At 58.2% G+C, this 18,644-nt stretch carries 13 protein-coding genes; 7 read left to right on the top strand and 6 right to left on the bottom strand.

Annotated elements, in window-relative coordinates; translation table 11 throughout:
• The first annotated feature begins 204 nt into the window (after window positions 1-204).
• Window positions 205-1,887: a DEAD/DEAH box helicase gene (locus AC3IUA_RS20545; protein ID WP_489356741.1), complete on the top strand. Its 1,683-nt coding sequence runs from the start codon at window positions 205-207 to the stop codon at window positions 1,885-1,887.
• Between the two features lie 339 nt (window positions 1,888-2,226).
• Here the strand turns inward: AC3IUA_RS20545 and AC3IUA_RS20540 are convergent, their stop codons facing one another.
• Complete coding sequence (locus tag AC3IUA_RS20540; protein ID WP_489356740.1) at window positions 2,227-2,994, bottom strand: DODA-type extradiol aromatic ring-opening family dioxygenase; 768 nt, start codon at window positions 2,992-2,994, stop codon at window positions 2,227-2,229.
• 103 nt (window positions 2,995-3,097) lie between these two features.
• Between AC3IUA_RS20540 and AC3IUA_RS20535 the strand changes: the two genes are divergently transcribed.
• On the top strand, window positions 3,098-3,754 hold the full coding sequence (locus AC3IUA_RS20535) for a thiopurine S-methyltransferase (protein ID WP_489356739.1): 657 nt from the start codon (window positions 3,098-3,100) through the stop codon (window positions 3,752-3,754).
• Window positions 3,755-3,818: 64 nt separating this feature from the next.
• Here the strand turns inward: AC3IUA_RS20535 and htpX are convergent, their stop codons facing one another.
• Together htpX and AC3IUA_RS20525 are read right to left on the bottom strand one after the other, a co-directional pair.
• Entirely contained in the window at window positions 3,819-4,706 is an 888-nt protein-coding gene (gene htpX / locus AC3IUA_RS20530) for a protease HtpX (RefSeq protein WP_489356738.1), read from the bottom strand.
• A 316-nt stretch (window positions 4,707-5,022) separates the two neighbouring features.
• Window positions 5,023-6,234 carry a pyridoxal phosphate-dependent aminotransferase gene (locus AC3IUA_RS20525; protein WP_489356737.1) on the bottom strand — a complete coding sequence of 404 codons (1,212 nt, stop codon included), beginning with the start codon at window positions 6,232-6,234 and terminating at the stop codon, window positions 5,023-5,025.
• A 223-nt stretch (window positions 6,235-6,457) separates the two neighbouring features.
• Here AC3IUA_RS20525 and msrB point away from each other — a divergent pair, with 223 nt between their 5' ends.
• From msrB to AC3IUA_RS20510, 3 genes are all read left to right on the top strand, one after another.
• Complete coding sequence (gene msrB, locus AC3IUA_RS20520; RefSeq protein ID WP_489356736.1) at window positions 6,458-6,856, top strand: peptide-methionine (R)-S-oxide reductase MsrB; 399 nt, start codon at window positions 6,458-6,460, stop codon at window positions 6,854-6,856.
• 221 nt (window positions 6,857-7,077) lie between these two features.
• Window positions 7,078-7,563 carry a glutathione peroxidase gene (locus AC3IUA_RS20515; protein WP_489356735.1) on the top strand — a complete coding sequence of 162 codons (486 nt, stop codon included), beginning with the start codon at window positions 7,078-7,080 and terminating at the stop codon, window positions 7,561-7,563.
• Window positions 7,560-8,021: a MarR family winged helix-turn-helix transcriptional regulator gene (locus AC3IUA_RS20510; RefSeq protein ID WP_489356734.1), complete on the top strand. Its 462-nt coding sequence runs from the start codon at window positions 7,560-7,562 to the stop codon at window positions 8,019-8,021. The genes AC3IUA_RS20515 and AC3IUA_RS20510 overlap by 4 nt, the downstream gene beginning before the upstream one ends.
• Here AC3IUA_RS20510 and AC3IUA_RS20505 read toward each other — a convergent pair.
• Window positions 8,005-10,326 carry a hybrid sensor histidine kinase/response regulator gene (locus AC3IUA_RS20505; RefSeq protein WP_489356733.1) on the bottom strand — a complete coding sequence of 774 codons (2,322 nt, stop codon included), beginning with the start codon at window positions 10,324-10,326 and terminating at the stop codon, window positions 8,005-8,007. The two genes, AC3IUA_RS20510 and AC3IUA_RS20505, sit on opposite strands and share 17 nt — an antisense overlap.
• A 161-nt stretch (window positions 10,327-10,487) precedes the next feature.
• Here AC3IUA_RS20505 and AC3IUA_RS20500 point away from each other — a divergent pair, with 161 nt between their 5' ends.
• On the top strand, window positions 10,488-11,378 hold the full coding sequence (locus AC3IUA_RS20500) for an ATP-binding protein (protein WP_489356732.1): 891 nt from the start codon (window positions 10,488-10,490) through the stop codon (window positions 11,376-11,378).
• The gene (locus tag AC3IUA_RS20495; RefSeq protein ID WP_489356731.1) at window positions 11,375-11,857 is read left to right on the top strand and encodes a GAF domain-containing protein; all 483 of its coding nucleotides are present in this window, start codon (window positions 11,375-11,377) and stop codon (window positions 11,855-11,857) included. The genes AC3IUA_RS20500 and AC3IUA_RS20495 overlap by 4 nt, the downstream gene beginning before the upstream one ends.
• Here AC3IUA_RS20495 and AC3IUA_RS20490 read toward each other — a convergent pair whose 3' ends face one another.
• Together AC3IUA_RS20490 and AC3IUA_RS20485 are read right to left on the bottom strand one after the other, a co-directional pair.
• Window positions 11,858-14,806: an HD domain-containing phosphohydrolase gene (locus AC3IUA_RS20490; protein WP_489356730.1), complete on the bottom strand. Its 2,949-nt coding sequence runs from the start codon at window positions 14,804-14,806 to the stop codon at window positions 11,858-11,860.
• Between the two features lie 167 nt (window positions 14,807-14,973).
• On the bottom strand, window positions 14,974-18,642 hold the full coding sequence (locus AC3IUA_RS20485) for a transporter substrate-binding domain-containing protein (protein WP_489356729.1): 3,669 nt from the start codon (window positions 18,640-18,642) through the stop codon (window positions 14,974-14,976).
• Window positions 18,643-18,644: the final 2 nt, after the last annotated feature.

The raw sequence follows: 18,644 nt of genomic DNA, 5'->3' as shown, positions 1-18,644 counted from the left end.
TAACCGGGCCACGTTCAGGTATAGCAATTCCCCCGAAGCCAGCTTCGGCTGCTTGTCCGCTCTGCGGACGATCCTTGACGTTCCATTCATTCACACGTTTTCGCAAATCCCCGCCGACAAAGCAGCCAGGGCGACTCTTGAGTCTTACACGGCATGCGCAGCTTTGGAGCATGGGTCTTTGCGGATGCACTTAGAGGCAGACCCATGACCCAGGAAACCGGCGGCTTCGCCGCTTTTGAACTTCATCCAAATATCCTTGCAGCCGTCATCGCGACTGGCTATGAAGAGCCTTCGGCTATTCAGCAGCAATCGATCCCGATCATCATGGCCGGTCACGACATGATTGGTCAGGCGCAAACCGGTACGGGTAAAACCGCTGCGTTCGCCCTGCCGATCCTGCATTGTATCGATCCTGCCAAGCGCGAGCCTCAGGCTCTGATCCTGGCTCCGACCCGTGAGCTGGCGCTGCAAGTTGCAACCGCTTTCGAAACCTACGCCAAGCAAATGCCCGGCGTAACTGTTGTGGCTGTCTACGGCGGCGCGCCGATGGGCCCACAACTGAAAGCTATCCGTAATGGCGCACAGATCGTTGTCGCCACTCCGGGTCGTCTGTGCGACCACCTGCGTCGCGACGAAAAAGTCCTGGCTACCGTGAACCACCTGGTTCTCGACGAAGCGGACGAAATGCTCAAACTGGGTTTCATGGACGACCTGGAAGTTATCTTCAAGGCCATGCCGGCGACCCGCCAGACCGTATTGTTCTCGGCCACTCTGCCGCAGTCGATCCGTGCCATCGCCGAACGCCATCTGCGCGATCCGAAGCACGTGAAGATCCAGACCAAGACTCAGACCGTCACCGCGATCGAACAGGCTCACCTGTTGGTTCACGCTGACCAGAAGACCTCGGCTGTATTGAGCCTGCTGGAAGTGGAAGATTTCGACGCCCTGATCATGTTCGTGCGCACCAAGCAAGCGACCCTGGACCTGGCCAGCGCCCTGGAAGCCAAAGGCTACAAAGCCGCTGCGCTGAACGGTGACATTGCTCAGAACCAGCGTGAGCGCGTGATCGATTCCCTCAAGGATGGCCGTCTGGACATCGTTGTGGCCACCGACGTTGCCGCTCGTGGTCTGGACGTTCCGCGTATCACTCACGTGTTCAACGTTGATATGCCATACGACCCAGAGTCCTACGTTCACCGTATCGGCCGTACCGGCCGTGCCGGTCGCGAAGGTCGTGCACTGCTGCTGGTAACTCCGCGTGAGCGCCGCATGCTGCAAGTGATCGAGCGTGTAACCGGTCAGAAGGTTGCTGAAGTTCGCCTGCCGGACGCTCAAGCCGTTCTCGATGCGCGCATCAAGAAACTGACCAACAGCCTGTCGCCGCTGGTGGCTGACGCTGAATCGACCCACGGTGATCTGCTCGATCGCCTGACCGCCGATATCGGTTGCACCCCGCGTGCCCTGGCCGCAGCCCTGCTGCGCAAGGCTACCAACGCTCAAGCGCTGACCCTGGCCGCTATCGAGAAGGAACGTCCACTGGTGCCGAACAACGCACCGCGTGGCGATCGTCCAGAGCGTTCCGGTGATCGTCCAGACCGTGGTGATCGTGGTGATCGTGAGCGTCGTGCTCCGGTTCCACTGGCTGAAGGTCGTGCTCGTTGCCGTACCGCGCTGGGTGCGCGTGATGGCATCGCTGCCAAGAACCTGCTGGGCGCTATCCTCAACGAAGGTGGCCTGGCCCGTGAAGCTATCGGTCGCATCCAGGTGCGTGACAGCTTCAGCCTGGTTGAGTTGCCGGAAGATGGTCTGGAGCGTCTGCTGACCAAACTGAAGGACACTCGTGTTGCCGGTAAGCAGCTGAAACTGCGTCGCTATCGCGAAGATTGATCCGCTCTCGAGCTGATTGATCGAACATAAAAAATCCCCGACTGGTTCGGGGATTTTTTTGTCTGTCATTTGTCTTGGCTCGGCAGGTCAGCGGGGGTAGGCGGGGGAGGGTTTGATGCGGTCGGTGTGGGAGCGGCGTAGATCAAAAGCCAGATCAAAAGCAAAAGCGATGCGGCCTACCGGCCGGCCTGGAATACGCATTCCCCTGTAGGAGCTGCCGCAGGCTGCGATCTTTTGATCTTGTGGCTTGCCTGCGATGAAGGAAGTCGACGCTGTGTGTCAGGTACGCCGCCCCCTTCGCGGGCAAGCCCGCACACAAGGGAGAGGACGCCATCATCTTCAACCAAACCGATAGATGTCCATCCCGAGTGCGCCCATGGTGAAGCCTTGGTGGGCGATGCTGAAATCCCCGCCGGCACCACGAGCAAAATACAGTGGCAGCAAATGCTCGTCGCTGGGATGGCTGCGCGCGGCATGGGGTGCTTGCTGGCGATAGTCATGCAGGGCGGCTTCGTCGTTGGCGGCGAGTCTGTCGATCGCCCAGTCGCGGAATGCCTTGGCCCAGGGCTCAACGCTTTCCGGGCCGGCGTGCCAGTCCAGTTCGCGCAAGTTATGGGTAATGCTGCCAGAGCCGATCAGCAATACGCCTTGCTCACGCAGGCTGGCCAAGGCGCGGCCGACGCGGGTCTGCAGGGCTGGGCCCTGACGACTGGGCAGCGAGATTTGCACCACCGGTATATCGGCCCGGGGATACATCAGCGACAAAGGCACCCAGACCCCATGATCGAATGGCCGCTTGGTGTCGATGCTCGCGGTGAGCCCGTCAGCCTTCAATAGATCGACCACCTCAGTGGCCAGTTGTGGCTCGCCCGATGCGGGATATTGCACGGCGAACAGCGCAGCCGGGAAGCCGCCGAAGTCATGCCAGGTTTCAGGTTGAGGATTGCCGTTGACCAGCAGCTCATTACTTTCCCAGTGAGCGGAGACAATAACGATGGCCTTCGGTTTCGGCAGTTCGGCGGCCAGGCGGGCGAGGGCCGGGCCACTGGCGCCGGGTTCCAGGGCGAGCATGGGTGAGCCATGGGAAATGAACAGACTGGGAAACATGAATGAACTCCTGAGCGTTAAGATGAGACCATCTTCAGTCAGATCATTGATCTAAATCTAATATAAGTTTTAGTGCTTTTTGATCGAATTTTCGAGGTGATTTATGCAGCCAGAGTTTTGGAACAAGCGTTGGGAGCGCAATCAGATTGGCTTTCATCTGCCGGAGGTCAATCCCTACCTGCTGCGCTTGTGGCCCAGGTTAGGCCTGGCACAAGGCTCGCGGGTGCTGGTGCCATTATGTGGAAAAAGCCTGGACCTTGTGTGGCTCGCCAGTTGTGGTCATCAGGTGCAGGGCATCGAGTTGTCAGAAAAGGCTGTGACAGATTTTTTCAGCGAGCAGCAGCTTGAGCCGCAGATCAGCCAGCGGGGCGTTTTCACGGTTTATCAGGTGGGCTTGATAGAGCTGTGGTGTGGGGACTTCTTTGCCTTGACTGCCGAGGATGTGGCCGAGTGCGCGGCGCTCTATGACCGGGCGGCGCTGATTGCCCTACCGTCAATGATGCGCGAGCAGTACGCAGCGCACCTGAGCCGGATCCTGCCGTCGGGTTGTGAGGGTTTGCTGATTACTCTGGACTACGACCAGATGCAGATGGCCGGGCCGCCGTTTGCGGTGGTCGATGCTGAAGCCAGAAGCCTGCTTGGCGATCACTGGCAACTTCGGGTCGAGGAAGAGCGGGATATCCTCGGCGAGAGCTGGAAGTTTCTCCAGGGCGGCGTTACCAGCCTGGATGAGCGGGTTTATCGTCTGGTAAAAAACTGACGGGGTCGAGGCCAATGCAAAAGGGCGACTTGCGTCGCCCCTTTGGGTGGTTCAGTGACTGCTATCAGCCGCGACGGCGCAGGGCATCGATGCGCTCTTCCAGCGGAGGGTGGCTCATGAACATGCGAGCCAGGCCTTGCTTGATGCCGCCATTGATGCCGAACGCAGTCAAGGTGTCCGGCATGTGTACCGGCAGGCCTTGTTCCGAACGCAGGCGCTGCAGGGCGCCGATCATCGCGTTGGTGCCGGCCAGGCTGGCCCCGGCCTCGTCTGCACGGAATTCGCGTTTGCGCGAGAACCACATGACGATCGCGCTGGCCAGGATGCCCAGTACCAGTTCAGCGAAGATAGTCGCCACGTAGTAGGCGATGCCCTGACCTTCTTCGTTCTTGAAAATCACCTTGTCGACGAAGTTGCCGATAATTCGAGCGAAGAACATCACGAAGGTGTTCACCACGCCTTGTATCAGTGCCAGGGTTACCATGTCGCCATTGGCCACGTGACCGATTTCGTGGGCCAGCACAGCTTTCACTTCATCCGGCGAAAAGCGCTCCAGCAAGCCCTGGCTGACAGCGACCAGCGCGTCGTTCTTGTTCCAGCCGGTGGCGAAGGCGTTGGCCTCATAGGCCGGGAAGATCCCGACTTCAGGCATCTTGATCCCAGCTTCGCGGGACAATTGCTCGACGGTCTGCAGCAGCCATTGTTCGTGGCGAGTGCGCGGCTGGGTGATGATTTGGGTGCTGGTGCTCATCTTCGCCATCCACTTGGAGATGAACAGCGAGAACAGCGAACCTGCGAAACCGAAGACCGCACAGAAGATCAGCAGCTGATTGAGGTTGAGATCAACCCCATTGGCCGCCATGAACCCGTTAAAGCCGAAAAGGCTCAGGGTGATGCTGGCAATCAGCACGACCGCCAGGTTAGTGGCCAAAAACAGCAAGATGCGCATCATGGTTGTAGAAATCTCCTCATGCTAAAGATGTAGCGTACTGCGGGGTATATAAGGTGCTGCACCGGGCTATTCAACCAAGTGACTATTTCAAACTGTGTCTTACAGCTGGATTGTAGACGTTTGCAGGGATTTTCCGGTGTGGTTCCGGGAACCGCTTGATGCCTTTCTTACAGCTGCGGGTCCCGTAGTCATTAGGCATGGTGCCTGATCACGCAAACCGCAAAGGTCCGGGCGGGGGATGTTTTACTGGAAATAGAGATGTGTTGCTGGATTTAATCTCTGTGCGACTTGGTAAAAGTCGCACAGCCTGATGGGACTACTGCCGATAGGTCTTCAGGAAATTACCGATTCGGCCGATCGCCTGGTCCAGATCGTCCAGCCGTGGCAGGGTCACGACGCGGAAGTGGTCAGGCCACGGCCAGTTGAAGGCCGTGCCCTGGACCACCAGCAGTTTTTCCGAGAGCAGCAGATCGAGCACGAATTTTTCATCGTTGTGGATCGGACAGATCTTCGGATCGATTCGCGGGAAGGCGTACAGCGCACCCATAGGCTTGACGCAGCTGACACCCGGAATGTCGTTGAGCAGTTCCCAGGTGCGGTTGCGCTGTTCCAGCAGGCGACCCGCCGGCAACACCAGGTCGTTGATGCTCTGATAGCCGCCCAAGGCCGTCTGGATCGCATGCTGGCTCGGCACATTGGCACACAGGCGCATGTTGGCCAGCATGTCGATGCCCTCGATGTAGCTCTGGGCATTGTGCTTGGGACCGGAGATGGCCACCCAGCCAGAACGGAAGCCTGCCACGCGGTAGGACTTGGACAGGCCGTTGAAGGTCAGGCAGAGCAGGTCAGGGGCCAGCGAAGCGGTGCAGATGTGCACGGCATCGTCGTAGAGAATCTTGTCGTAGATTTCGTCGGAGAACACCACCAGCTTGTGCTGGCGCGCCAGTTCCAGCATGCCCAGCAGCAGCTCGCGGGAGTACACCGCGCCGGTCGGGTTGTTCGGGTTGATGATTACCATGGCCTTGGTGTTCGGCGTGATCCGGGCCTTGATGTCGGCCAGGTCGGGGAACCAGTCGGCCTGTTCGTCGCACAGGTAATGCACCGGATTGCCGCCCGCCAGACTGACCGCGGCGGTCCATAACGGGTAGTCGGGTGCCGGGATCAGCACTTCGTCACCGTTGTTCAGCAGGGCCTGCATCGACATCACGATCAACTCGGAAACGCCGTTACCCAGGTAGATGTCTTCAATGCCGACGCCTTCCACCTGCTTTTGCTGGTAGTACTGCATGACGGCCTTGCGGGCGCTGAACAGGCCCTTGGAGTCGCTGTAGCCTTGCGCGGTCGGCAGGTTGCGAATGACGTCCTGAAGGATTTCGTCGGGTGCTTCGAAACCAAAGGGTGCCGGGTTGCCGATGTTCAGCTTGAGGATGCGATGACCTTCCTCTTCCAGGCGTTTGGCGTGCTTGAGCACCGGGCCGCGAATGTCATAACAGACGTTGGCGAGCTTGTTCGATTTGCTGACCTGCATGGCGATGTGTTCCTGAAAATGAACGATCCAGGCGGTGTTTGAACTACCGTACTGGGAATCCTGCGTTTTCACACAGGCCTGTAACCGGCGTCGCAGCGTGAAAATCCGTTTGAATGCGCGTGACACGGCTGCCAGACTGGCGTTTAACGAGGCGCAATCATACGTGCCGCCTGATCCGTGGAAAAGATACAGATCAGGCTTTTTCAGTTGCCGAGGCAGGATCATGGAAAAATTGGAAAAAACCCTTGATGAATGGCGCGCGATGCTCGATCCGGAGCAGTACAACGTTTGTCGCCTCAAAGGCACTGAGCGGCCGTTTTCTGGCAAGTACAACGGCACTAAAACCGACGGTGTTTATCACTGCATTTGCTGCAATGAACCGCTGTTCGACTCCAAAGCCAAGTTCGATTCGGGCTGCGGCTGGCCAAGTTTCTACGAGCCGATCGGCAAAAGCGCCATGGTCGAGATCCGCGATGCAAGTCACGGCATGATTCGTACCGAAGTGGTCTGTGCCAAATGCGATGCGCATCTGGGCCATGTGTTCCCGGATGGTCCGCCACCGACCGGTCTGCGCTACTGCATCAACTCGGTGTGCCTGGAGCTGGTGCCGCGGGGCCTGTAGGAGCTGCCGCAGGCTGCGATCTTTTGATCTTGATTCTTGGCAATACCCAGAACCGCCAAAAGATCGCAGGCTTCGCCAGCTCCTACGTTAACCCTGTAAAGCCGTGAATTGTCGGGTTAGATATTTATGGAACTGTCGTTCTAAAATTCGGGCAATTACATTGCGCGCAATTCAATTGCCCGCTATGTTTATCCGCTATTTCCGTTTCAGGAGCCTGCGCCATGACCGACAACCTGCTGGATATCCCTTGCACCACCATCAAGGGTGAGCAAAAAACCCTGGCCGATTACGCAGGCAAAGCCGTGCTGGTGGTCAATACGGCGAGCAAGTGTGGTTTCACGCCGCAATACAAAGGGCTGGAGGAGCTTTGGCAGAGTTACAAGGACCGGGGCCTTGTAGTGCTTGGCTTCCCGTGCAACCAGTTCGGCAAACAGGAACCGGGAAATGAAGGGGCGATTTCCGAGTTCTGCGAGCTGAATTTTGGTGTGAGTTTCCCGTTGTTCAAGAAAATCGATGTCAATGGCAGCGAGGCTCACCCGCTGTTCGTGCAGTTAAAGAAACGCGCTCCGGGGGTGCTGGGCTCCCAAGGCATCAAATGGAACTTCACCAAATTTCTGATCGGCCAGGACGGCCAGGTGGTCAAGCGTTTTGCTCCGGCGACCAAACCGCAGGATTTGACCAGCGAGATTGAAGCATTACTGAAATGAATGAACTGTCAGTCGATTCGCTCAAGCTTGACAGTCAGCTCTGCTTCAAGCTGTACGCCGCTTCTCGGGCAGTCATTCGCGCCTACAAACCGATGCTCGACCAGCTGGGACTGACCTATCCGCAATACCTGGCCATGCTGGTGTTGTGGGAGTGGCAGGACTCACCGCCTGAGCAGCCTACGGTGAAAGCCCTGGGCGAACGTTTGATCCTTGACTCAGGAACGCTCACGCCGTTGCTCAAGCGTCTTGAACAGATGGCACTGGTACAGCGTCAACGCTCGGCCCGGGATGAGCGTGAGGTGCATTTGAGCCTGTCTGAGGTCGGGGCGGCCTTGCGCGAGCGGGTCGCGCCGCTCAAGGCGCGGCTGTTGTGCGACAGCGATGTCGATCCGGTCCGTCTCAATGAACTGCGCAGCGGTCTGGACCAGCTGCTGGTGCAGATCAAAGCGTTGCCGTAACGGGTACCCAAAGCTCGAGCAGACTTGCCAGTTCTTCTCGGCGGAACGGTTTGGCCAGATAGTCGCTCATCCCGGCCGCGCGGCAGCGTTCACGCTCTTCGGGCATGGCATTGGCGGTCAGCGCGACGATGGGCAGATCGGGCCAGCGACCACTGCGGCGAATCTGCCGACTGGCTTCATAGCCGTCCATGACCGGCATGTTGCAGTCCATCAGTACCAGGTCGAAGCTGTAGTATTCGAGCAGATCCAGGGCCTCCGCGCCTTGGGCTGCAACGGTGACTTCGCAGCCAAGTTTGCTGAGCATGCCTTTGGCCACCAGTTGATTGACCGGGTTGTCCTCCACCAACAGGATGCGCGCCCGCCGCTGCGGCGACAGGGCTTCAGGCTCCGGGTCGTAGAGGGTGCTGGTCTTGACCTGCAAGGTTCGCCGCAAGGTTTGGTACAGCGCGTTACGTGCAAGGGGCCGAGCCTGTTGCTGCAAGGGCGCCAGAGCGGTGACTTGCTCGCTGGGCATGAAGCTGCCATAGGCAGTCACCAAAAGAACTGGCGCCTGGATGGCGGGACGTATCCCGAACAGACATTCAGGACAGTCGGTGATCAGCAGGTCAGCAGTGAGACCGATCAGCGAATCGTCGATGCTGCGCCGTTTATAGTCCAGTCCCCAGCCGGGCAGCTGGCTGTGCAACAGTTCGGCCAGGCCGCTATTGGCGGCAGTGATGGCAACAATGTGCCCTCGCAGTTGCGGCGCGGCGGCGACCGGAGTGTGGCAGGGCAATGGCAGGTCGGCGCAAAACTGGCTGCCGAATCCCGTCTCGGAACTGATGGTCAGCCGGCCCTGCATCGCTTCGCAGAGGTTGTAGGTCAGCGCCAGACCCAGGCCGGTGCCGCCAAACTGCCGGGTAATACCGGCACCTGCCTGGGTGAAGGGCTGGAAAATCTTGACCTGAGCGTCCTGAGCGATGCCGATGCCGGTATCGCAGATCTCGATTCTGACGCCCCCTTCATAGTGGCTCAGGCGTACATCGACGCGGCCGAAGCGGGTGAATTTCAGGGCGTTGGACAACAGGTTGCTGACGATCTGGCGTACCCGTGTCGGATCACCCAGCACCAATGCCGGAAACTGCGGGTCAATCAGGCAAGCAAGCTCAACACTCGGAGCGGCGTTCTGCGACAGCAGATTGGCGGTGTCTTCGACCAGCACCCCGAGGTCGAAGGGGATACGTTCAAGCTCCAGTTGACCGGCGTCGAACTTTGACAGGTCGAGAATATCGTTGAGCAGCTCCACCAATACCTTGCCTGAATCATGGGCAATCGACAGTTGCTGACGCTGTTCGGCCGTCAGCGCACTGTCCAGCGAAAGGGCGATCATCCCCAGCAGACCGTTGAGCGGGGTGCGGATTTCATGACTCATGTTGGCCAGGAATGCCGAGCGCGCCTCAGCCATGTCGAGGGCCGTGCTGCGAGCGAGTTGGAGCTCTTCGTTGGACAGGCTCAAACGGGTGTTGATGGCTTTGAGTTCGGTGGTGCGCGCCGAGACAATGTTCTCCAGTTGCCCGAGGTAATCGGTCAGGCGGTTCTCGGCGTTGCGTCGCTGCTGAATTTCGGTGGCCATGTTTTTGAATTGTTGGTTGGCGGCTTTGACCAGTACGCCGATTTCATCGTTTACGTGGCCATGGGGATAATCCAGCGGTGTCGGGTCGGCGCTTCGCGGGTCCCGGCTGCTGAGTTCGCGGATGACCCGAACCAGAGGTTTGGTCAGCATGACGTAGAACAGCGCCAACAGAATCCCGCTCAACAGCAGGCTGCGGGTAAAGCCGTTGAGCAGTGTTACCTCGGCCCTGCTCAGAAAGCGGCTGCCGAATGCGTAGGTATCCACATCCAGATGCAGGGTGCCCAACGACTCCTCGGGCATCTGATCGAGATAGAGCCGGTCCTCGAATTGTCGCTCGGCGCCAAACAGGAAGTCGCTGATCAGCCGATAACTGCTTTGCTGGCCGGGGCGCTTGACGCTGGCAAGGACTGTATTGTCGTTATCGATCAGTCGCGCGCCGATGATCGCTGGGGACCGCAATAGGCCCAGGGTCAGTTCCTGGGCGAGCTCGGAGTCGATGTTGTAGGCGATTCGCGAGGCCGGGTTATGGCTGATTTCCAGCAGAGAGAGTATTTCTCGATTGATGGAGGCGTCTTCGCTGGCATAATCGATGCCTATCTGCAGCAGACTGAGCAGGGTTCCGAGAATGAAACCGACCAGCACAGTGAGCCTGGCCTGTTTGTAAGACAGGCGGTTGGTGAACTTGATATCCATGGGCTGCTGAACCACTTCCGTATCCCTTCGCTGGACAAGCATAGCTGATCACCGTTGATTATCGGCAGGCTCGGTGTCAGTCCTGCATCCTGCTCTGAATCGGCGCGCGATGCCGATTGTATGGACAACATCATTACCGTGAATGTGCCTGAGGAGAAGTCGTGGATTCTCGATTAAATGCTTTTCTCGAACGCGCCGATGCGGTTCTGGCTCGCCTTGAGCCTTTACTGCCCGCACCGCGACAAACCATTGACTGGACCGGGTGCCTGGCCGCCCGCTGGCAGCGTGAAGGACGCAGCGGCTACCTGTTGCCACTGGAGGTCAGCCTGGACACGCGTTTGTCCGATCTGATCGGGGTGGATAAGCAGTGCGAGCAGCTGGGACGCAATACCCGGCAGTTCCTCGATGGCCTGCCGGCCAACCACGCCTTGCTCTGGGGCTCGCGTGGGACCGGAAAATCTTCGTTGGTCCGGGCCTTGCTGTCCGAGCATGCCAAGGACGGTCTGCGGCTGATAGAGATCGAGCGCGATCATCTGGCGGATTTGCCCCGAGTGGTCGAGCAGTTGCAAAAGCTGCCACAGCGGTTCGTGCTGTTTTGTGATGATTTGTCGTTCGAGGCGGGCGAGGGCGACTATCGAGTCCTCAAAAGTGTGCTCGACGGCTCGCTGGAACAGGCTCCGGACAACGTGTTGTTGTACGCGACCTCGAATCGCCGACATCTGGTTCCGGAGAAGCAAAGCGACAACGAGAACTGGAAAATGGTCGATGGCGAGCTGCACCCCAATGAAGCGGTAGAAGACAAGATTGCCCTGTCGGACCGTTTTGGCCTGTGGTTGTCGTTTTATCCCTTTACCCAGGAACACTTTCTCAATGTGGTCGAGCACTGGATCGGTGAGCTGGCGCGCAAGGCCGGCCTGCAATGGCAGCGCACTGAAGAGCTGGAGATTCTGGCCGTTCGCTGGGCAACCGGACGCGGCAATCGCAACGGGCGTTGCGCCTATCAATTCGCGCGGTATTGGGTTGGGCTGAAATTGCTGGAGCAAGAAGCATGATCGATTTGCAGAAAAGCGCTGAGGGCCTCGATGGTTATGCAATGTTGTGTGCCCAGCTTGAATCATTATTGGCCGATGAGCGTGACTTCATTGCCAACGCCGCACAGTTCTCGGCCTTTTTGTTCAACCAGCTGGATGATTTGAACTGGGCCGGGTTCTACCTCAATCGCGATGAGCAATTGGTCCTCGGTCCGTTCCAGGGGCAGATCGCCTGCGTGCGAATCCCGTTCGGTCGCGGTGTATGCGGGGCTGCCGCGGCAACCTTGCAAACCCAACGGGTCGAGGATGTGCATGCGTTCGCCGGGCATATCGCCTGTGACAGTGCGTCGAACAGTGAGCTGGTAGTGCCACTGGTCAAAGGCGGTCGATTGATTGGTGTACTGGATCTGGACAGCCCCAGGCTGGCGCGCTTTACCGAGCAGGACCAGGCCGGCATCGAGCAGCTGGCGGCGATTTTCCTGCGCTTGAGCGACTGCTGATCAGGCGCTTAGCCCGGCTTTGCCGAGCAGCTTGTCAGGGTCTACCGCATCGATCTGCTGCGGCTGCAGGAATTGATTGGCGTATTGCAGATAGATTTCATCCTGAATGAACAGCCCGAACAATTCGGGATCGATATGGGCTTCGCGGCACATCGTGGCCATGATGCCCAGTGCTTCACTCAAGGTCTTGGCTTTCTTGTAGGGACGGTCCGCGGCCGTCAGGGCCTCGAAGATATCGGCAATCGCCATCATCCGTGCCGCCAGGCTCATCTCCTCGCGTTTCAACTGTTTTGGATAACCGCTGCCATCCATCTTTTCGTGGTGGCCGCCGGCGATTTCGGTGACGTTGCCCAAGTGCCCGGGAAAGGGCAGGTGACTGAGCATCCTGATGGTCTGCACCATGTGGTGATTGATGATGTAACGCTCCTCGCAGGTCAACGTGCCTCGGGCAATACTCAGGTTGTAGAGTTCGCCGCGGTTGTACTTGTACTTCGGCACCTCGAGCTTGAATCCCCACGGGTTATCGGACGGGATGAGTTCGGCTTCGGCACGCTCGAACAGATGCTCGGGTTTGTCGGCCAGCAAGGGCTCGGTGACCGGAAGGGTTGGGGCGGGCGTACGTTCCTGGCGTTTGTTCTCTTCCCAGGAAACCCCCAGACGATCATCAAGGGTGCGGGTCCAGGTCCGCTGAGCGATCCTGCGCAGACGTTGCAGATCGGCTTCGGCCATGGTTTCGCCGCCGAGGTTGCTGCGGGCGATGAATGCGAAGTCGTCGTCGAGCTCCGCCAGGCAGGCGTTGCGCAGCTCAGCCATTTGCTGTTCGTCAGCACCCAGTGCACGGGCTTGCCAGTAGTCGATCCAGGCGTCGCGCTTGAGCACTTCGAAGCGGGTTCGAATTTCGTGAATGCGGTCGTAGAGTGTTTCCAGTTTGGTGGCTTTGTCGACTACGTATTCGGGTGTAGTGACTTTGCCGCAATCGTGCAGCCAAGCGGCTATATGCAAGGTTTCCCATTCATCTTCGGTGGGCTGGTAAGCGCTGAATGCCGGTTGCTGGCTGGCCGCCGCCGCTTGAGCGAGCATCAGGGTCAAGGCCGGTACCCGTTGGCAATGGCCCCCGGTGTATGGGCTCTTGGCATCGATCGCGCCGGCCATTAACTGGATGAATGAGTCGAGTAGCTGTTTTTGCCTGGCTTGCAACCGTTGGCTTTCAATGCAGGCCGCCGCTGCACCGGAAACTGCCTGGATAAACGCGATCCGGTCAGGGCGCAGCTTTTCCAGGTCCGCTTCATTGCCGCTATCGGCCAGCAACAGGGCGAGTATGCCGACCGTCTCGTTGTGGCGGTTGTGCAGGCGGATACCGATCAGGTGAACGCTTGGGCATTCGAGGGCCAGCAGTACGCTCTGCAAGCCTGCTGCCTGCTGGAATCCAAGGGTGGCAACGACATTCTCATTGTTCGTCAGTTGCTGCAGCCAGTTCGGGCTTTGCGGGTCTTGCGGGTCATGTGCCCGGATAGCGAACGACTGCAGATTCTGCACGGCGCCGTTGATGATCAGCCCGTGGGGCTCAAGGCGAGTGCCGTCGCCTTCGCGCAGATAGATCAAGCCGGCCTGGGCCTCGCCGATTTTCACGGTCTCGAACAGCACCCGCTGTAACAATGAGTCAAAGCGAGTCTCTGCAGAAAGACTGGCAGTGATCTCGAAGAAGCTCGCCAGGGTGTCTTTCATGCGTGCCATGGAGATACTGAGTTGGTCGACTTCCAATACCGGCGAACGGCGGGTGACCGGGTAATTGAAGTCGAAACTGCGGATCGCATCGGCTTCCTGGACCAGTGCGCGCAGCGGCTTGACCAGGATTCGCGAGGTCAGCCAACCCAGGGGCAGGCACAGCAACAAGGTGGTCAAGGTAATCAACGCGCCCTGCCAGCGCATTCGATAGGCATCTGCGAGCAGCTCATCTTCAGGAACCAACAGCGCCAGTTGCACGCCGCGCGGCCCGCCCTCCTGCATGCTGCTACGGGCAACGACCCATTGGCGGTTGCCCACCATGAGGTGGTTGTTGTTGATATCGCTCTTGAGCAGGGCATCCAGGGCCGGGTTCAGGTCGTTGACCTTGATCAGGCGTGCGGTCTGGCTGTCGACCACCAGCTTGCTGCTATCGGGGTAGGCAATGGCATTGCCGTCGGCATCGAAGAGCGCAATCTGGGTGTCGGGGGTGACCACATGCTTGGCCAGCGTGGCAGACAGCTCGCTCAGTGTCAGGTCGGCCCCCATCACTGCACTGTCGTTGCTGCGGCGGGCGAGGGTGGTCCCGACATTGCGGGTCGAGAAAAACAGATACGGCTCTGTAGTGATTTGATCGGCATCGGCGCGCGCGCTGGCAAACCAGGCGCGAGTGCGCGGATCGTAGGTTTCTTGTGGATAGTCGTAACCGCCAAGCGGGACCAGCGACTGATCGAAAAACAACGATTGGGAGTGGACTTGCCCGGTATTGCCGTTTCGCTCGATGCTCCAGACCTGATAGGCGGCGTTGTCCGGAGCCTTGAAGTGCTCCTTCAGCGCTGTGTTACGCAGTGGACGAACCATGAAAAAGTCGCCATCGGTGTAGCCGAGGTAGAGCGATGCCAGTTCCGGGTTGTCTTTGAGCGATTGGCTGAAGGGCTTGAGCAGTGCCAGTCGGTGCTCAAGGTCGGGCGCCGTGGTGTGCGGATAATCGGCCAACAGGCTGAGCAGATGGCGGATCGGTTCATAGGTGGCCTGAAGATCGAGCCGCACATCCTGTTCTATCCGGTCGAACAGTTTTTGACTGCTGGAAAGAATGATCTGCGTGGTTTGTCGGTAATTGAAGAGACCCAGGACGACCCCGGTAAACAACAGCAGAAGGGTGAACATCACACTGATATGGACATGCAGGGGCAAGCGACGTCTATCCGGGCGCAGTGGACTGGGCATTGCGGAGCTCTCCATGAAGTCGTACTCACTGCTCAGCGCTCAAGCATAGTTAAGGCTGGATCAGTCTGCATTGCAGAGTTGCAGTAGCGACCGATGTGGCGCACAAACAGCCTGGCCGGTGAGCGCAAGCTGTGAGAATTTGCATCAGGTTCCCCGGTGAGGGCTGTTCAAGGTCTGTTGGTCGTACCAGGGGCTTTTTCCACGACTTGCCCAGTGTGCTGCCGGATTTGTTGTTGCAAATCTCGCTCCAATTCAAGCATGGCCTGTTCAATGGCATTGCGGCAGGCATCGACGTGCTCGTTACTGGCGCCTTCGGTGCAGGACTGCTCGAGGGCTTCGCAATGCTCGGTCAGGTTAAAGGCGCGGACCATTCGGCCAACCCCCTTGATCTTGTGCGCCATATCGATCAAGTCCTGGCGCTCACCCTCATGGGGCAGTGCGAGCAGTGCTTGCAGGTCCTGACGGGTACTGCTCAGGAGTTCGGCGAGCAAGCGTAGAACAAGGCGCGGATCACCGCCGGTCAAAAGCTGCAAGCCATCAAGATTGAAGGTGCTGTTGGCGGGAAATAACGGCTTTATCTCTGCCAGGCGTTGATTCAATGCGCTCAGGCTGATCGGCTTGAACAGGCAATCGTCCATCCCGGCCCGCTTGCAACGGTGCCTTTCCTCTTGTTGGGCGTTGGCGGTGAATCCCAGAATGGTGCAGGGGGGCGACTGCTGCTGTTGTTCACTCTGGCGGATGGCGCGGGTGAGCTCATAGCCATTCATGACCGGCATGTTGCAGTCCGCGATCACCAGGTCGAAGTGACCGTCTTCCCAGATCTGCAAGCCCTCGGCGCCCTGGTGAGCAGCGGTAAAGTGATGCCCGAGGAATCCAAGTTGCTGGCACATGAGCAAGCGATTGGCCGGATGATCATCGACCACCAGAACGTTCAAAACCGCGCTTGTGCTGGGAAGCGCTGGTTTGACCTCCTCCACGGCCACGTTGGGAGGGAGGCTGGTCATCGTCAATGAGACGTGAACTTGAGTGCCAGTCCCGATCTGGCTGGTCAGGCTCAACTGTCCTCCCATCATCTCGCACAGGCTACGGCTGATGACCAGGCCCAGGCCTGCTCCAGTCCGGGCCAAATGTCCAGGACTGTCGGCCTGGGCAAAGGGTTCGAACAGGCGTTGCTGGTCGTCGTCACTGATGCCAATTCCAGTGTCCTGAACCTGTAACTGCATTTGAATCTGTTGCGGCTGTTCGCCGGGTTCCAGCTGGACCCGGAGCCTGACATGGCCGTGCTCGGTGAATTTGATGGCGTTACTGACCAGATTGGTGAGGATTTGTTTGAAGCGCAGGGGGTCAATCAGTACATCGTTTTGCTGTCCCCTGGAATCGAACTCCAGCAGCAGGCTGAGGTTTTTCTGACGCGCCAACCCGTCGAACACGCGGATGACCGACTCGACGATCTCGTGCAGGTTGACTCGTTCAGGGGCGAGACTCAGGCGGCCTGACTCGATGCGGGCGATATCAAGAATATCGCCGATCAGCTCCAGTAGATCCTTCGCCGAGTTGTACGCCACTTCAATGGCCGGACGATCCAGATGACCTTGGTCGGCGCGTTTCAAGGTCAATTCGAGCATGCCGATCACCGCATTCATCGGCGTACGAATCTCATGGCTCATAGTTGCCAGGAAAGTGCTTTTAGCGCGGTTCGCATCATCGGCCTGTTCTTTGGCCGATCGCAGTTCATCGAACAGTTGGCGGCGTTCGCTGATGTCGATCCAGCCGCCAATGATGCCTTGCACCTCTCCCGTCGAATCGCGGTAGGGCAGAACCCAATGGTAGATCGTCAGCTTTCGCCCGCCGATATGCAGTGGGCGATCGACGATCAAGGGAATGCCTTCGGCTACCACGCGTTGATAATCAGCCTGGTATTGACGGGCTTCAAACTCATTGCTCAATACACCCTGCATGACGTTCTTGCCGATGACGTCTTCGCGCCTGGCACAGAAGGCCTGCAAATAGCTGTCGTTGCAGCTCTGCAGGCGTCCGTCTCGATCCCGCACGTAAATGGGATGCGGTGTGCCGTTGACCAGGGCTCGCATGAATTCAAACTGATCATTGAGTGCCCGTTCGGCTATCTTGCGTTGATTGATCTGCCTGCGCATGTAGGCGTTCCAGGCCAGGGAAATCAGCAATAGCAGACCGGCACCGATGACGATCTGGTAAATCAGGCGTTGATAATTGCGCCAGTAGCTGTCCGGCGCCGCGCTATAACCACGCCAGCGACTGTTGATGATGCCCAATTCGTCCGGCGCGATACTTAACAGCGCTTTATTGATGATGGAATTCAGCTCTGGTGCACTGCGTGCCGTGGCGAGGGAGTAAGCGGCCTGCTGGGTGCCGATGGTGGCACTGATCTGAAGTTTGTCCTGGAACAGCTGCGAGGAAATGAAATAGTTGGCGATCACCAGTGAGTTCACAGCGCCTTCGACTTGCCCCTCGGCCAATAACTGCGCGGCGCTGAAGGTGTCGCTGGTTTCAACCAGACTGATCAGCGGGAACTCGTCGCGCAGAAAATCCACCACCGGACTGCCTTGGGGAACCGCCAGGCGTTTGCCTGGAAATTGTTCAAGGCCAGCCAGGTGTGTGGCATCCTTTTGGGTCAGCAGCACATAGGAATTTTGCAGGTAAGGGCGGCTGAAGCTGAGTGTGCTCTCTCGTTCATTGCCTGGCAGGATGGCGGCAATGATGTCGGCCTGGTTTTCTTCTATCTGCTTGATCATGTCGTCGGTGCCACGGCTGCGTTGGACCTGGAAACGCATGCCGGTGCGAAGCCTGATCAGTTCGAGCAGATCCGCGGTGATGCCACGCAAGTTGTTATCGGAGTCAAAGAAAGTGAGCGGGGCGTAGGTCTCGTTCACTACCACACGGACAGTCGGATGTTGCTTGAGCCAGTGTTCTTCACGGGACGTCAGTTGTAATTTTTGATCAGTGAGAAGAATGTCACTGCCGGCGCTCCAGCGTTTGGCGATACTTTCTCGTTCGACAACTGGAACAGCCTTGAGTGTCGCGTTGATGATTTCCAGCAGGTCCTTATTGTCTTCGCGCACTGCAAAGCTGAAGCCATGGGCCTCATGTTTACCAAAGTTGGCCATCTGAATGTTTTTCAGATAACCCTTGTTGATCATGTAGTGGGTCGAGATGGTATCGCCGAGGAAGACATCTGCCTGATCGAAGGCCACGGCGTTGATTGCGTTCTGGTAGGAAGGGTAGGAGGTGATGATGGCTTGCGGGTATAGCGCCTTGACTTCCTCCGCCGGCAGGTAGTGATACACCATGCTCAGGCGCATGTTGGCGAGCCCATCGGTCAGCGAGCGGCTTTCGCTTTTTCGAGTGACCAGCACTGGCTGGTCCACGGCATAGGGCGTTGAAAGCAAGAGATTGGGGTTACCCGCTTCAAAGCCGTTGGCGGTACCGAGCAGATCGACTTCACCCTGCTCCAGTGCCTCAATGGCCGTCTCCCTTGAGGCATAGCGTTGCACCCTGATGGGCAGGGCCAGGGTCTTGCCGAGGATGCCTGCGTAATCGGCGGTGAGCCCTTCATAGTCTTGACCGCTGATGGTCAAGTCGAAAGGAGGGTAGTCCTCAGCGGAAGTGCCGAGGATCAATTCGCGCTTGTTCTGGACCCGTTGCAGTTGTGTTTTGTCCAGCGGGACTTCCATGTGGCCAAGGCCCGAGCGACTCAGCAGTGTGTAGTGTTCAGCCCCGGGTTGTACCGCGTACGCGGAGGTGCTCAGGTATAAACCTGCGCTCAATAATATTAAATAATCCTTTAAACGCCTGGGCATCC

The sequence above is a fragment of the Pseudomonas sp. KH_050 genome, assembly GCF_057838875.1.
This window is presented reverse-complemented; position numbering and strand designations above follow the sequence as displayed.